The sequence below is a fragment of the Arthrobacter sp. H5 genome (assembly GCF_000520595.1).
GTDB lineage: Bacteria > Actinomycetota > Actinomycetes > Actinomycetales > Micrococcaceae > Arthrobacter_D.
The window spans coordinates 116,642-131,126 of record NZ_KI914978.1 but is presented as its reverse complement, the minus strand read 5'-3'; the positions used below and the strand labels follow the sequence as shown (position 1 = coordinate 131,126).

Annotated in this window: 13 protein-coding genes and 1 pseudogene; 5 read left to right on the top strand and 9 right to left on the bottom strand. The window is 63.0% G+C overall.

Translation table 11 applies throughout. From position 1 onward, the window contains the following. A partial coding sequence (locus tag Y708_RS0102385; protein WP_028278677.1) for a GerMN domain-containing protein occupies positions 1-732 on the top strand: 732 nt, incomplete at its 5' end. Positions 733-737: 5 nt separating this feature from the next. On the opposite strand, the gene Y708_RS0102380 is transcribed toward Y708_RS0102385, so the two are convergent. The 3 genes from Y708_RS0102380 to hrcA all read right to left on the bottom strand — a co-directional run bounded on the left by Y708_RS0102380 (position 738) and on the right by hrcA (position 3,717). After that, complete coding sequence (locus Y708_RS0102380; RefSeq protein WP_028278676.1) at positions 738-1,496, bottom strand: 16S rRNA (uracil(1498)-N(3))-methyltransferase; 759 nt, start codon at positions 1,494-1,496, stop codon at positions 738-740. Between the two features lie 2 nt (positions 1,497-1,498). Next, entirely contained in the window at positions 1,499-2,626 is a 1,128-nt protein-coding gene (dnaJ, locus tag Y708_RS0102375; RefSeq protein ID WP_028278675.1) for a molecular chaperone DnaJ, read from the bottom strand. A gap of 74 nt (positions 2,627-2,700) precedes the next feature. Further along, positions 2,701-3,717 carry a heat-inducible transcriptional repressor HrcA gene (hrcA, locus tag Y708_RS0102370; protein WP_028278674.1) on the bottom strand — a complete coding sequence of 339 codons (1,017 nt, stop codon included), beginning with the start codon at positions 3,715-3,717 and terminating at the stop codon, positions 2,701-2,703. Positions 3,718-3,935: 218 nt separating this feature from the next. On the opposite strand from hrcA, the gene Y708_RS0102365 reads away from it, so the two are divergent. Continuing rightward, positions 3,936-4,799, top strand: a complete 864-nt coding sequence (locus Y708_RS0102365) for a DUF3097 domain-containing protein (RefSeq protein ID WP_028278673.1) — start codon at positions 3,936-3,938, stop codon at positions 4,797-4,799. A 112-nt stretch (positions 4,800-4,911) separates the two neighbouring features. Continuing rightward, on the top strand, positions 4,912-5,343 hold the full coding sequence (locus tag Y708_RS0102360) for a DUF4870 domain-containing protein (protein ID WP_028278672.1): 432 nt from the start codon (positions 4,912-4,914) through the stop codon (positions 5,341-5,343). Positions 5,344-5,348: 5 nt separating this feature from the next. Here Y708_RS0102360 and hemW read toward each other — a convergent pair whose 3' ends face one another. Next, complete coding sequence (gene hemW / locus Y708_RS0102355) at positions 5,349-6,578, bottom strand: radical SAM family heme chaperone HemW (RefSeq protein WP_028278671.1); 1,230 nt, start codon at positions 6,576-6,578, stop codon at positions 5,349-5,351. 30 nt (positions 6,579-6,608) lie between these two features. Then, the gene (gene lepA, locus Y708_RS0102350; protein WP_028278670.1) at positions 6,609-8,462 is read right to left on the bottom strand and encodes a translation elongation factor 4; all 1,854 of its coding nucleotides are present in this window, start codon (positions 8,460-8,462) and stop codon (positions 6,609-6,611) included. Positions 8,463-8,596: 134 nt separating this feature from the next. Here lepA and Y708_RS22385 point away from each other — a divergent pair, with 134 nt between their 5' ends. Together Y708_RS22385 and rpsT are read left to right on the top strand one after the other, a co-directional pair. After that, positions 8,597-9,085, top strand: coding sequence for a type II toxin-antitoxin system PemK/MazF family toxin (locus tag Y708_RS22385; protein ID WP_035775005.1), 489 nt, complete (start codon positions 8,597-8,599; stop codon positions 9,083-9,085). A 183-nt stretch (positions 9,086-9,268) separates the two neighbouring features. Continuing rightward, positions 9,269-9,529 (top strand): 30S ribosomal protein S20, encoded by a 261-nt coding sequence (gene rpsT, locus Y708_RS0102340; protein ID WP_028278669.1) that lies wholly within the window; start codon positions 9,269-9,271, stop codon positions 9,527-9,529. A gap of 161 nt (positions 9,530-9,690) precedes the next feature. On the opposite strand, the gene holA is transcribed toward rpsT, so the two are convergent. From holA to Y708_RS29545, 4 genes and pseudogenes are all read right to left on the bottom strand, one after another. Next, a complete protein-coding gene (gene holA / locus Y708_RS0102335; RefSeq protein WP_028278668.1) occupies positions 9,691-10,683 on the bottom strand; it encodes a DNA polymerase III subunit delta in 993 nt (330 codons plus the stop codon). Positions 10,684-10,751: 68 nt separating this feature from the next. Further along, positions 10,752-13,220, bottom strand: a complete 2,469-nt coding sequence (locus Y708_RS0102330) for a ComEC/Rec2 family competence protein (protein ID WP_216699711.1) — start codon at positions 13,218-13,220, stop codon at positions 10,752-10,754. A 113-nt stretch (positions 13,221-13,333) separates the two neighbouring features. Then, the gene (locus Y708_RS27285; RefSeq protein ID WP_051478465.1) at positions 13,334-14,176 is read right to left on the bottom strand and encodes a ComEA family DNA-binding protein; all 843 of its coding nucleotides are present in this window, start codon (positions 14,174-14,176) and stop codon (positions 13,334-13,336) included. A gap of 70 nt (positions 14,177-14,246) precedes the next feature. Continuing rightward, positions 14,247-14,485: pseudogene (locus tag Y708_RS29545) on the bottom strand (fatty acid-binding protein DegV); the annotation flags it as partial.

Sequence of the window (14,485 nt, the reverse complement as noted above, 5' to 3'; positions counted from 1 at the left end):
GTCTACTGGCTGGGTGACAGCGGCGACAGCGTCCAGCTCTACCGGGAGTTTCTTCCCGCCGAGTCCTCGGGCGATCCCATCGCCGCCGCGGTGTGGACTATGACCAGCAGCAGGCCGTTGGACGACGACTATTTCAGTCCATGGCAGGAAGCAGGGTCGGTAAGCACATCGATCTCCCCTGGCAACGTCATCACCGTTGATATTTCCTCAGATGCGTTCGCAGCCGGTGTCAGTGCGGATCTTGCGGTCCCGGCTGTGCAGCAACTCGTCTACACTGCCACGGCCGCAGCTGCCAACTCGGGGCTGATCGCCGGCGGCAGTCCCAGCAGCGTTGTTGTGCTCGTTGACGGAGAGGCCGGCTACAACGCCTTCGGCCGGGTTGAGCTAGGCACGGAGCTCCTCCGTGACCCGCGCGCCGCAGCTCCCGTCTGGATCATCAACCCCCAGGAAGATGTCATGAGGGACCAGTCCACGGTGGTGGTCCAAGGCAGCGGCTTCTCCGGCGATTCCAAACTGACCTGGCGGATAGATCATCTGGATGACGACGGCGAAGCGGGCGACATGGTGAAGAAAGGCATGGTCGATATCGATGCGCCCGCTGGATCAACAGGCGTGTTCGAGTTCACCATTGCGCTGCAACCCGGTCCATACCTCATCAGCGTTTACGATACGGCCGAGGGCAGCCCGGCCGTAGAGCTTCATAAGGACACCAAGGCCATTACCATCCGCTGATGGGCCTACCAGCGGCCAAGCAGATGATTGAGCAGCGCGAGTGCAGCGGGGCCGGCTGTCGAAGCACGTAATACGTTGGCACCAAGTGTGGCAGTTACGGCCCCCGCAGATTCAAATGCTGCAATCTCCTGGGGGCTGATACCGCCCTCCGGACCAACGACGACGGCGATCACCCCACTGTGCGCGGCCGCCGGCGCTTCAGTGAAACACCGGGACAACGGCCACTGAGCCTCCTCGTGAAGTACCACAGCAAGGTCTGCCGCCTCCAACCACCCGACAAGCTCCTTGCTGTTGCGCGGTTCCAGAACGTCCGGAATCCACGCCCGGCGTGACTGTTTGGCAGCACCGCGAACGGTGGCCTCCCACTTTTGGCGCCCCTTCACCGTTTTGTCGTGCCGCCACCGCGCAATGCTCCGGTCGGCCTGCCACGGAAGAACGCCGTCGACACCCAGCTCGGTGGCCGCTTCGATTGCGAGCTCGCTGCGGTCCCCTTTCGCCAATCCCTGGACCAGCACCAGCCTCCCGGAGTGCCGCGGCTCAAAACCCACTGACAAGACGGTCAGTGACACGGCACTGCTGCCCGTGGTTTCCACCCTGCCCGTCAGTCTGTGCCCTAATCCGTCGACAACGTCCATCAACTCCCCGGGTGCCATTCTCTTCACGGTTCCGGCATGCCTGGCCTCGGGGCCGGTCAGCAGGAAGGAGCTGCCCACTTGCGCTGCCTGAACCTCCGCAGGATCAGCGAGGAAGGACTGGTTTGTCACGCCTAAAGGTTGCCGAGCCGCTCGCGCAGCCTGGCGAACACACCGGATCCGCTGCTTGCCAACTGCCCGTCGGTGAACTCCTCACTGCGAAGCTCCGCGAGCCTGCGCAACAGTTCCTCCTGCGCGGGATCGACGCCGCGGGGGGTTTCGACATGCAGGTGGATCAGTAGATCTCCCCTGCCATAGCCCCTCAGATGCGTGACACCGAGACCACGAAGCGTCATGACCTCGCCCGCCTGCGTACCCGGCTTGATCGTGACTTCCCGGTCACCATCGAAGCTTGCCATGTTGACGTTGGTGCCCAGCGCGGCCGCAGCCATCGGTACCGAAAGAGTTGCATGCAGGTCATCACCCTCGCGCAGGAAGGTGGGGTCATTGTTGACCCGAATTTCAACGTACAGATCCCCCTGCGGTCCGCCCGCCATACCGGCTTCACCCTGTCCCGCCAACTGGATACGGGTTCCGGTGGCAACGCCTGCGGGAACCTTTATTGTCAGCGTCCTGCGGCTGCGCACCCGGCCGTCTCCACCGCATTCCCCGCATGGATTGGGTATGACCGTTCCGAAGCCCTGGCAGGATCCGCACGCCGCGCTGGTCATCACCTGGCCAAGGATCGACCTCACAGCCCGTTGCACCTGGCCCGAGCCGCCGCAAATGTCGCAGGTTTTCGGGGATGTGCCGGGCTGGCAGCAGGAACCGTCGCAGGTGGGACAGACAGCGGCGGTCTCGACGTCGATCTTTGTGTTGCTGCCAAAGACGGCGTCCACCAGGTCGATCCGGACGTTGATGAGAGCATCCTGGCCGCGGCGCGTCCGCGATGGGGGTCCGCTGGGACCTCCACCGCCGAAAAAGGTCTCGAAAATATCCTGGAACGCGAACCCGGAGCCCGCGTATCCGGAGCCGTAACCGTTGTCCGTGCCGTTCTCGTTGCCGGTTGTGTCATAGACCCGGCGCTTCTGCGGATCCGACAGGACCTCGTAGGCGCGGGTCACCAGCTTGAACTCATCGGCCGCTGTGGGGGCGGTATTGACATCCGGGTGCAGCTTGCGCGCCAGCTTCCGGTAGGCCTTCTTGATTTCCTCGCCGCTCGCATTGCGCGCCACGCCGAGAACTTCGTAGTGATTACTCACTCCTGCACATCACTTCCTGTATTGCTCACCGTGTCAAACGGCTCTGGTTGTTGAAACAAACACCGGTTGACCGGCTAAGAATCGTCGAGAATGCGGGACAAATACCGGGCAACGGCGCGGACCGCGGCCATGGTGGTGGGATAGTCCATCCGTGTTGGTCCGAGTATGCCCACCTTGGCCAACGAGTCGGGCCCGTATCCGGTTGCAATGACCGAGGCCTCGGCCAGCCCGCCGTAAGGATTTTCCCGGCCGATCCGGACTGAAACGCCGAGAACGTCCTGCTTCATCTCGGAAAGCAGCCGCAGCATAACCACCTGTTCCTCCAACGCTTCAAGCACAGGACCGATGCTGAGCGGGAAGTCGACCGTTGACCGGGCCAGGTTGGCCGTCCCTGCCATCACCATCCGATCCTCCCGGTTGATGCCGGCCAGTTGCTCCAGGCTGTGCGCAAGGGTTTTTCCCACAGCACGTGACCGCGCGGGCAGGGCGGACACAAAGGCAGCCAGCTCCTGGGGAAGGCTGCCGAGCCGGACTCCTGCCACGCTGCTCAGAAGCCGTTGACGGAGGTCCGAAAGTTCGCTCTCCTGCACCGCCTCAGGCATCGGGACAACGCGTTGTTGAACCGCGCCGCTGGTGGTGATCAAGACCACGAGAATGCGGACAGGTGCAAGCAACACAAATTCGATGTGGCGCACGGCGTCCTTGCCCAGATGGGGGTACTGGACCACTGCCACCTGGTTTGTCAGCTGGGAGAGCAACCTGACCGTTCGATCCATCACGTCGTCCAGGTCCTCGGCGCTTTCGAGGAGTGCTTGGATGGCGCGCTTCTCCGGTCCTGAAAGCGGCTTGACCTCCGCTATGCGGTCGACAAACAGACGGTAACCCTTGTCCGTGGGGATGCGGCCCGAACTGGTGTGGGGAGCCGCGATGAGGCCCTCTTCCTCCAGAACCGCCATATCGTTCCGGATGGTTGCGGATGAGACCCCCAACTGATGCCGCTCCACCAAAGCCTTGGACCCGACGGGTTCCCGTGAATGGACATAGTCCTCGACAATTGCGCGCAGGACTTCAAGCCGTCTTGGTTCACTCATGATTCTCACCTCCGGATCGCAGTTCGGCAGCAATACGTCGATCGCTGTTCAACGGTATGGGGCCCAACGTGCCGGGCTGCCCGGGTGATTTCGACGGCACAGCCGGATTAGCACTCAACACACCTAAGTGCCAAGTCTAATACGTTCACGCCGATTGTTAGCATTGAATCCGCTCAGGCCGCAATCGCCGGGCGGGAAGTCAAAGGGAGTCACGAAACATGCCCAACCACCCCTGGGGACCGCAGGATCTGGCCACTCCACAGCGCGCCGTTCTTCCCAAAGTGCCTGCAGATAACGGACTTGTCCTTGAGGACGTGCAAAGCGGCTGGGTGGGGGCAGTCACCGCGACGGAGAAGTCCGGCGGCATCCATGTGATGGTGTTGGAGGACCGGCGCGGCAGGCGACGCTCCTTCCCGCTGGGTTTTGGGTTCCACGTGGACGGTTCCCCGGTGGAAGTGGTTCCATCCGCGACACCGGCAGCTGCCGCCCACCAGCGCAACGCCTCAGGATCGGTCAAGGTGTCTGGCCAGCGCGCGCGTACAGCCCGGGCAAGCCGCATCTGGGTCGAAGGCCGGCATGATGCCGAACTGGTGGAAAAGGTCTGGGGAGATGACCTGCGGATGGAAGGTATCGTCGTCGAACCCCTCCATGGAATTGACGACCTCGCGGGGGCGATCCGCGATTTCGCTCCCGGCCCGCGTCGTCGGCTCGGGATCCTCGTGGACCACCTGGTGACGGGCAGCAAGGAAGCCCGGATTGCGGCAGATGCGCTGCGTGTGCCAGGCGCTGCGGGGAACGTCCTGATTGTGGGTCATCCCTATGTGGATGTCTGGCAGGCGATCAAACCCTCAGCCATCGGCGTGGACAAGTGGCCAGTCGTTAACCGCGGTGAGGATTGGAAGACGGGCATTCTGAGGCAACTCGGATGGCCCTCCGCCACCCAGGCAGACGTGGCGGCGGGCTGGCGGAGACTCCTCGTCAACGTGTCCAGCTACGCAGACCTGGAGCCGTCCCTGTTGGGGCGGGTGGAGGAAATCATTGACTTCCTGACTGTGCCGGGGGCCACGGAGGAAACAGTGTGAACGGGTGGGAATCCGTGCCCGCGGCCGCCGGGGGTCTCCGGTTTGCCGGCCAACCCAGTACCCTTAGGATGTAAGCACCACGGGTGAGCCCCAACGCATGAAGGATTTCCACTTGCCCAACAACGCAGAACAGCATCGCAATCCCAGGCCGCAACGCAGCGGGACGGGACAGGATCCCGCATATCAGGGAACCAACGCCAATGCACTGCCCCTCACCGCGTCTGAAGACCGGCAATGGGCCACGCTGTCGCACTTTCTGGGTATCCTCGGTTTCGTACCGTCACTGATAATCTTCCTGATCTTCCGTGACCGTGGACCGTTCACCGCGCAGGAGTCCAAGGAAGCCTTCAATTTCACGTTCCCGCCGAGTGTCCTGGCACTGGTTGCCCTGCTCCTGTCATTGATTCCCGGAGTGGGCGGTCTTTTTGCGGTGGTCAATGCGCTCATCTGGGTGACCCTGGCTTCGTTCTCTGTGGCTGCGGGAATTCAAGTTAACCGTGGACGCCCGTACCGCTACGCATTGAATCTGCGCATCTTCCATTAGGACCCTCAGTCAGGCAGTAAACGATGCACCACAGCGTCCGCCAACAGTCGGCCGCGACCTGTCAGCACCAGCCGGCCGGCGAAGGCCTCGCTGGGCACCACCAGAGAATCAGCGATCAGCCCCGCGACGGCCTTTCGGCCACTGTCCCGCAGACTTGCAATGCCCAGACCCTCTTTCAACCGTGCCCGCAGCATGACGTCTTCGACATACCTGGCTGACGGATCCAGGGTCTCCCGGCCGGCCGCCGGGGAGACTCCGTCGCCGAGCCGCTGCGCGTAAGCCGTGGGATGCTTGACGTTCCACCAGCGCACGCCCCCAACATGCGAGTGTGCCCCCGGGCCGGCGCCCCACCAGTCATCGCCATGCCAGTAACCGAGGTTGTGCCTGCATTCGTCTATGCCGGCGCGCGCCCAGTTACTGACCTCGTACCAATGCATACCCGCCGCCTGCAACCCGGCGTCGACCATGGCGTACTTTTCCGCATGGTCGTCATCATCGATGTCCGCCACCTCTCCCCTGCGGATCCGTGCAGCCAGCTTTGTCCCATCCTCGATGATCAATGCGTACGCGGAGATGTGGTCGGGAACAAGCTCAAGGGCCCGGTCGATGGACTGCTGCCAATCCGCCAGGGATTCCCCCGGCGTTCCGTAGATCAGGTCAAGGCTCACCTTCAGCCCTGCTTCGCGGGCCCACTGAACAGCCAGGGGAACACGGTCAGGCTGATGTGTGCGGTCCAGTACCGCCAGGACATGAGGGACGGCGGACTGCATGCCGAAGGACACCCTGGTGAAGCCGGCCTCCGCCAGCTCGGCAAGCGAGCGCTGCGTGACGGAGTCTGGATTGGCCTCGGTGGTCACTTCGGCTCCCGGCTCAAGACCCCACAGCCCGACGGCGGCCCGCAGCACAGCACCCAGGTCACCGGCCGGCAGCAACGTGGGCGTGCCGCCGCCGAAGAATACGGTGCTGAGCCTGCGGTCCTGAACGCCGGAGGCCGTCAGGACCCGGGCAGCCAGCTCGAGTTCCGCGGAGACTGTTCCCGCATACCGGTCCTGTGAGGCTCCGCCACCCAGTTCGGTGGCCGTGTAGGTATTGAAATCGCAGTACCCGCATCTCACGGCACAGAACGGAATGTGTACGTAGAGACCGAAGCGCCGTGACCCTGAACCAACGGCTGCGGAGCCCGGAAGCAGGCCATCCACGGGAGCCGGATCGCCCAGGGGAAGAACACTAGGCACAGCAGCCGCCCCGTGGGGAGTCCGAGTCGCTCACTTCTTGGCTTTGTCCTTTGACTCATCGGACGAGAGCGCGGCGATGAAGGCTTCCTGCGGCACTTCGACTCGTCCAACCATCTTCATGCGCTTCTTACCTTCCTTCTGCTTTTCCAGCAGCTTGCGCTTGCGGGTGATGTCCCCGCCGTAGCACTTGGCCAGCACATCCTTGCGGATGGCGCGAATGCTTTCGCGCGCAATGATCCGCGATCCGATGGCGGCCTGGATGGGCACTTCAAACTGCTGCCGCGGGATGAGCTCGCGAAGCTTGCCCGTCATCATCACTCCGTAGGCGTAGGCCTTGTCCCGGTGGGTAATGGCGCTGAACGCGTCCACATGCTCGCCCTGAAGCAGAATATCGACCTTGACGAGGTCGGCCACCTGCTCCCCGTCGGCCTTCCAGTCAAGCGACGCATAGCCGCGGGTCTTGGATTTCAGCAGATCGAAGAAATCGAACACGATTTCGGCGAGCGGGAGACGGTAGCGAAGCTCAACCCGCTCCTCGGAGAGGTAATCCATCCCTTTCATCTGGCCGCGGCGCTGCTGGCATAGCTCCATAATTGCGCCAACAAACTCATTCGGCGCAAGGATGGTGGCTGACACCATGGGCTCCCGAACCTCCATCACCTTGCCGATTGGATACTCACTGGGGTTGGTGACGGTCACTACCTTCTTATCCTCCAGCGTGACCTCGTACACCACATTGGGTGCGGTGGAGATCAAGTCCAGGTTGAACTCCCGTTCAAGCCGCTCCCTGATGATCTCAAGGTGAAGGAGGCCAAGGAAGCCCACTCGGAATCCGAATCCAAGGGCAGCCGAGGTTTCCGGCTCATACACCAGCGCGGCGTCATTGAGCTTGAGCCTGTCCAGTGCGTCGCGCAGAACCGGGTAGTCGGTACCGTCTAAGGGGTACAGCCCGGAAAAGACCATCGGCTTCGGGTCTGCGTATCCGCCCAGGGACTCTGCGGCGGGCTTGGCCATGTTGGTGACGGTGTCGCCGACCTTGGACTGACGGACGTCCTTTACACCTGTGATGAGGTAACCCACTTCGCCGACGCCAAGGCCCTTGGAGGGCGTGGGCTCGGGCGAACTTACTCCGATCTCCAGGAGTTCGTGATTGGCGCGGGTGGACATCATCTGAATGCGTTCGCGGGGATGCAGCATTCCATCAACTACTCGAACGTAGGTGACTACGCCGCGGTAGGTGTCATAGACAGAATCGAAAATCATGGCGCGGGCCGGCGCATTGGGGTCGCCCAGCGGTGCGGGCAGATCGCGGACGATCTTGTCCAGCAGTACCTCGACGCCAGCGCCGGTTTTGCCGGATACACGGAGGACGTCCTCGGGATCGCCGCCGATCAGGTTGGCAAGTTCCGCAGCGTACTTCTCCGGCTGGGCGGCCGGAAGGTCAATCTTGTTCAGCACCGGGATGATCGTGAGGTTATTTTCCATGGCCAGGTAGAGGTTGGCCAGAGTCTGGGCTTCGATGCCCTGGGCAGCGTCCACCAGAAGCACCGCGCCTTCGCAGGCCGCAAGCGAGCGGGAAACCTCATAGGTGAAATCGACGTGACCGGGGGTGTCGATCATGTTGAGCGCATAGCTGGTTCCGTCGAGTTCCCAGGGCAGCCTGACGGCCTGGGACTTGATGGTGATTCCGCGTTCGCGTTCAATGTCCATGCGGTCCAGATACTGGGCTTTCATATCGCGCTGCTCCACCACCCCGGTGAGCTGCAGCATCCTGTCCGCGAGCGTGGACTTGCCGTGATCGATATGGGCGATGATGCAAAAATTTCGAATGATCGCCGGATCCGTGGCAGCGGGCACCGGAGCGGTGCGGGCCATGGGTGACACTCGTTACCTCAATCTTCAAGGACAGGTGGGAGGGAACCAGCTGGACAGTCAGGCCCCAGGTTAACAGTCTCCCACGCCGGGCTATCCCGGGCGGAATCGCGGCGGCGCTGCCCGGCCTGCCGTAGGCTGGCAGCATGCCACTGAACGCCCGGTCCCTACTGCGCAAGGCAGGCCAGGCACTGCGCCTGCTCAGCCGATCCCAAGGGAAGTACAGCCTCTCGAAGCCGCGCAACGGCCACTATCCGGGTGATTTCGACGGCAGACCGGCAGTGAGCTATTCGCCGGCCAGTGACGATCAGGCGGATCCGGGCGAAATTGTCTGGACGTGGGTTCCCTTCGAAGAAGACCATACTCAAGGTAAGGACAGACCCGTCCTCCTCATAGGCCGCGATGGTTCGCATCTGCTGGGCCTGATGCTGACGTCGCGGGATCGGACCAACAGCAGCCGCTCCGATCCCGACTACGTCGACATCGGGCGCGGAGCATGGGACCGGCAGGGCAGATCCAGCGAGGTCAATGTCGCGCGGATTGTGCGTGTGGCCCCGGACAGGATCCGCCGGATCGGTGCAGTCCTCCCCAAGACCTCCTTCAACCGGGTCATCAGATCGCTGGATGCACAATGAATCAGGGCACACGACGGCTGCGACTAATCCGCCGCTTTCTGGTAGCCTGTATAGCTGTGTGTCCGAGCAGGTCGACGGGCACTTTGGTTCAATCTCCACACGGCATCCCCACGCCGCTCAGTCAACGGTGGAACCGAAATTCCCTCACGACCAGTCCGCAATACCAAAGAAAGTTCTAAATACGTGGCAAATATCAAGTCCCAGAAAAAGCGCATTCTCACCAACGAGAAAGCACGTCAGCGCAACAACTCGGTGAAGTCCGAGCTCAAAACCGCAATCCGCGCCGTCAACACTGCCGTGGAATCCAGCGACAAAGACGCCGCTTCAGTGGCGCTGCGCAACGCCAGCCGCAAGCTGGATAAAGCCGTCAGCAAGGGCGTTGTCCACAGGAACAACGCTGCGAACCGCAAGTCGGCGATCTCCAAGAAGGTCAACGCGCTTTAGGCTTCCCGCACACTGAGGGCTTCACTATTTTGTTGCTTCCAACTCAGCGGTGCAGTGTGGCCGGACCCGTGAGGGTCCGGCCACACTACTTTTAAGTGGGCAACCTTGACTCCCTGCCTTCTCGACTGCCTGCCCTCAAGGCCGACCGGGCTTCGGTCCGTCTAGCTCCTTCCGGCGAGGGCAATTGTGGTAACCGCCCGTTCGACGGCATAGACAGGATCACGCGAGGCACCCTTCACCTGCGCATCCGTCTCGGCCAGTACCTGAATGCAGTGACTCAGGGCCTCCGGCGACCATCGCTGCGCTTCCCGCCTCGCCTGGTCGACCTGCCATGGCGCCATCGACAGCTCTTTGGCAAGCTGCGCGGAACTCCCCCGCAGGCCATGGACCTTGGCTACTGAGCGCATTTTCATGGCCAAAGCTGCAACGACCGGAACCGGATCCGCCCCCGTGGCCAGAGCGTGACGCAGCATGGACAGCGCCTGTGCGCCCCTGCCGGCCAATGCAGCATCCGCCACCTTGAACCCGGTCGCCTCGACTCGGCCCCCGTGGTACTTTTCGACGAGCTCCGCCGTAATACTGCCCTCGCCGTCGGCAACGAGTTGTTGGCATGCCGCCGCGAGTTCGGCGAGGCTCGAACCGACTGCCGCCACCAGGGCACGAACCGCGTCCGCTTCGATCCGACGGCGTGCCTGGCGGAACTCCGCAGCCACGAAATCCATCTTGTCGGAGTCCTTCTTCAACGGTTGACAATCCACCACCGGTGCACCGCTCGACTTGAGCGCGTCGATCAGACGCTTTCCACGGGAACCTCCGCCATGGTGCAACACGAGGACGACGTCGGGTGCAGGGTCATTGACGTATTTAAGTGCATCCTGAAGGAAAGCGTCGTTCATCTGTCCCAGTCCCACTGCCTCGATAAGCTTGGATTCGCCAAAGAGGGAGGGACTGGCGAGCAGGGTGAGCGTTCCCGACTCGTACCCGCCGGCTTCAATCCGGGTGGTATCGACTGACGGGTCGGCTTCCCGGACCCGCAATCTGATCGTGTCGAATGCGCGTGAGGCGATGTAATCTTCAGGGCCACTCAGCAACACGATCGGAGCCGGTGCCGCGCCGCGCCAGTCCATTGCGGCTGCTGTGGGTTTCGGATTCATGGGCAATGCTCCTGTGTTCTTGGGCCGGGAGTCAACTCTGCCATGGGACCGGTCAGCGTCCAAGCCATTCATCCGAGCGAGCGTACTTCGAGCGCGTTTCCTTCGAGCGAGATAGTGAACGTCCCCAGGAGATCGGTGCGTACCGTCGGCACGCCGTTAGCGTCGAGACTGCCCACGATATCTGCGTGCGGATGTCCGTAGTCGTTGTCATGGCCAACGGAAATCATGGCCAACGACGGGTCGGTTGACTCAATGATCCCCAGACCTCCATTGCGTGCCCCGTGATGAGAGACCTTCAGGATGTCGACACCGGCAACAGACAGCTGCGGATTGGTCCTCAGCAGGTCCGCAGCCGATTGCTCTTCGATGTCCCCTGTGAAGAGAATGGACACGGTGCGGTTGTCCTTGACCCGGACATCGACCTTCAGTACGGCGGACGCGTCATTCTCAGACAGCGCCCTGGTATCGGGCGGTGGCCACAGGGACGTCCACGACACTGCGCCGATACTTCCTTCGGCGCCTGCGGTAAGACGCAACGGTTCGATGCCATGTTCCCGCGCCGGTTCCCCCACTTCCGGAGGAAGTGCAGGCTCCGTTGATGAATACAGGAGCTGCCCCACTGTTCTATCTCTGAAAACTCCCTCGGTTCCGCCGTAGTGATCGAGGTGCTGGTGTGTTATTACGAGGAGGGGCACTGTGGTTACCGCCAGCCGATCAAGACATATATCCATCCCGTCAGGGTCCGCTCCGGTATCGATGACCATGGCCTCGCCGGCCGCGGTCTGCACCACAAAACCGTCTCCCTGGCCCACGTCGCAGGCGGCAGCCACCCAGGACTGTTGCGGCGGGGCCACCAGCGGCGCGAGCAGCAGGGACGCCGCCAGGCCAAGGACGCACCCACTGGATATCCAGGCAAGGGAAGGGAGGCGTGACCCGCGCAGCACCATCGTGAACACCTTTGCCAGTTTCGGGGCCCACACCACACCTGCGACCACCGCCAGGGAAAGCAGGGATGTAAGGACCGCCCCCATGATTCCCCCCTGCCACGGTATGGAAGCGGCCGGTGCGTCTGCGAAGAAGCGGGCTATCCATGCCACCCAGGCAGCCCCCCATCCGGCGGCGAGGGCAAACGGAGCGCTCAGCGGAGCAAACAGACCCACAAGCAACACCGCAGCCATGCCCAGTATCGTGACAAACGGCACCACAGGTGCAGCGGCGATGTTTGCCGGCACCGAGTAGAGGGGCAGTTCGGGCTGCAGGAGTACAAGGACCGGTGAACAGAAGACCTGCGCGGCCACCGGGACGGCTATCAACTGCGCTATTCGCTGGGGCATCCATCGGCTCAAGCGGTAAGCCAGCCAGGGCCCAAAGAGCACCAGCGCCGCTGTGGCCGTGACCGAGAGTATGAACCCAAACTCCCCGTGGAGCCAAGGGTCCGTCGTGAGCAGCACTGTGATGGAGAGCAGAAGCAGTGTCAGTGAGAGCCGGCCACGGCCGGTGAGAATCGCGAGCACTCCGATGGACCCCATCACCGCTGCACGAAGAACACTTGGCTCTGGACGCACCAGCAGGACGAACCCCACCAGTGCCACGATGCCGGCGCCCGCCGCCACGGCGCGCGGAAGACGCAGGGTCCGCGCTGCGATGAATACAAAGGCGAGGACATAGGTGCAGTTGGCACCCGAAACGGCCGTCAGGTGGGTCAACCCGGTGATCCTCATTTTCTCCTGCAGGGATTTGTCGAGCGGAGTTTCATCACCGATAACCATCCCGGGCATCAATCCGTCATCCGGCGTGCCCACTGCCGCTGCCACACCAAGAAACTTCATGCGTAGCCCCGTCAGCGACGCAGCTGCGCCCTCAGTGGCAGTGATCCGGGGCCGCGTTGATGCGATGAACAAGGCATCCGCGCGTTCGCCGGGCCCTGTCGCCACAAGTTTTCCCGCGCTGTTGATGTGGTCACCAATCTTCACTGCCGACCAGGCCCCCGGGCCGATCACCACCACCGGTGTCCCGGCCTCAAAACGCACCCCCTTCCCGGTGCCCTCGACCAGTCGGGCATCGAGTACCCAGCGGGTCTCGCCGCCAAACTTCGATGGGGCGGCCTCTCCCGCATCGCCGGTGGCCACGAGTACGGCCGTGATGTGCGCTCCGGAGCTGATTGCGTCAGCGACTGGACCAGCGGTCTGAGCGGCTAAGGTACCCGACGCCGGCAGGCAAACCATCGCTCCGACTGCGGAGCAGACCACCACGAGCACGGCCGTCCGCCGCAGCCGCTTCGCCAGAACAAGAACACCACCCCAACCGGCTGCCAGCACTGCGAGTAGGATTCCGGCCCAGAGAGCCGCTCCGGCGTCAACCCGCGTTACGAGTGCGGCAGCGATCCACGCCGCCGCCGCAGCCGGTACCAGCCGAAGGTCCGTAATCCTTGGCGGTTCGGGATATTGCCGGGCGCCGGAGGACAGCTGGATGCGTTTGCTGACTGAGGAAAGTCCACCGGCCGTCCAGCTGAAGGCACGCGCAGGCCTGGACAACACCTCCGCAGGGCTGGACGGCCCTGGAGATTGCGGATACGCACCAGATTGCGCTCCGGCTGCGGCTCCGACGTACTGTTGCCAGCGCCTGCGGTCGGGCGCCCTGTCCTGAATCATCAGACGCTCACCAGGGGAAGGAGCGCTTCAAGCATCGCCGGACCAATGCCGGGCACCGCATCGAGATCCTCCGGGCGCGAAAACGCACCGTGACCGGCTCTCCATTCGATGATGCGTGCTGCAAGGACGGGTCCTACACGAGGCAGCGCCTCCAACTCTTCAGCACTCGCGGTATTAAGATTGACTGTTCCTCCAACCCCTGCCCCGGGCTCGCCTGCCGCCGGCGGCGCCATTGGATCAGGTGGCGCCTCGCCCGCGCGCGGAATGCGGATCTGCTGGCCGTCTTCAACTGCCGCAGCAAGATTGATGGCAGCGAGGTCCGCGTCGGGGAGGGCACCTCCCGCCTGCTCAAGCACCTCAAAAACCCGGGCGCCGGTTTGTGTTTCGATGATGCCGGGCTTCTTGACCGCGCCCGTTACATGTACAACAAGGGTGTCTCCCTGCATCGCTGGGCTACCTTCCGTGGCGAGTGACTCAGGCGTGCCTGGATCAGCCCCGGCCGGTGGAGCATCCGGGGAACCGTCAGGGGTTGACGAATCTGATGGTTCGGCAGCCGATGTGAGTTCCACTGAAACCACCTCCGTGGCATCGTTGCCTTTGACTGCGAGCAGGCAAAAACCCACAGTCAGAGCGAACCCCAGCAAAACGAGACAGGCACGGCGCGCCGGAACCCACCGGCGGTGCGCCGGAGGCTGCTCCGCCGGAGTTGAGATGCTCTCCGGAAGCTGCTGCGGACTCCCCTGCCTGACGGATTCCGGCGGCAGGGTTCCGCCGTCAAGAACCCGTGGGAGACGATGGGATGTCCGGCTGGGCGGCCCGGTTGCCCATCGGTGTCTGGCCATGGGTTCAGCGTAGATTCGGCTCACCGTGGCGGGACGGGATGGACGGGTTATGTGGACAAGGCCAGTGGTCTCAGCCGGTTGTGGAGCGCGGGTGTGCAAGAGGGCCGGCGGTGGCCACTGCGAGAACGCCCAGGCCGGTGTGGGCAGCGAGAACCGCTGGAAGTCTTGTCACCACCACCTGAGTGTGGAGGGAACGGTGCACCGCCCGCGCGGACGCTTCGGTCGCCTGCGCCCGGTTTCCAAAATAGTGGAACGCAGCAATACTGCCTTCCGGGCGCCTCGAAAGGTCCTCGTCGACCAGATCGGCCT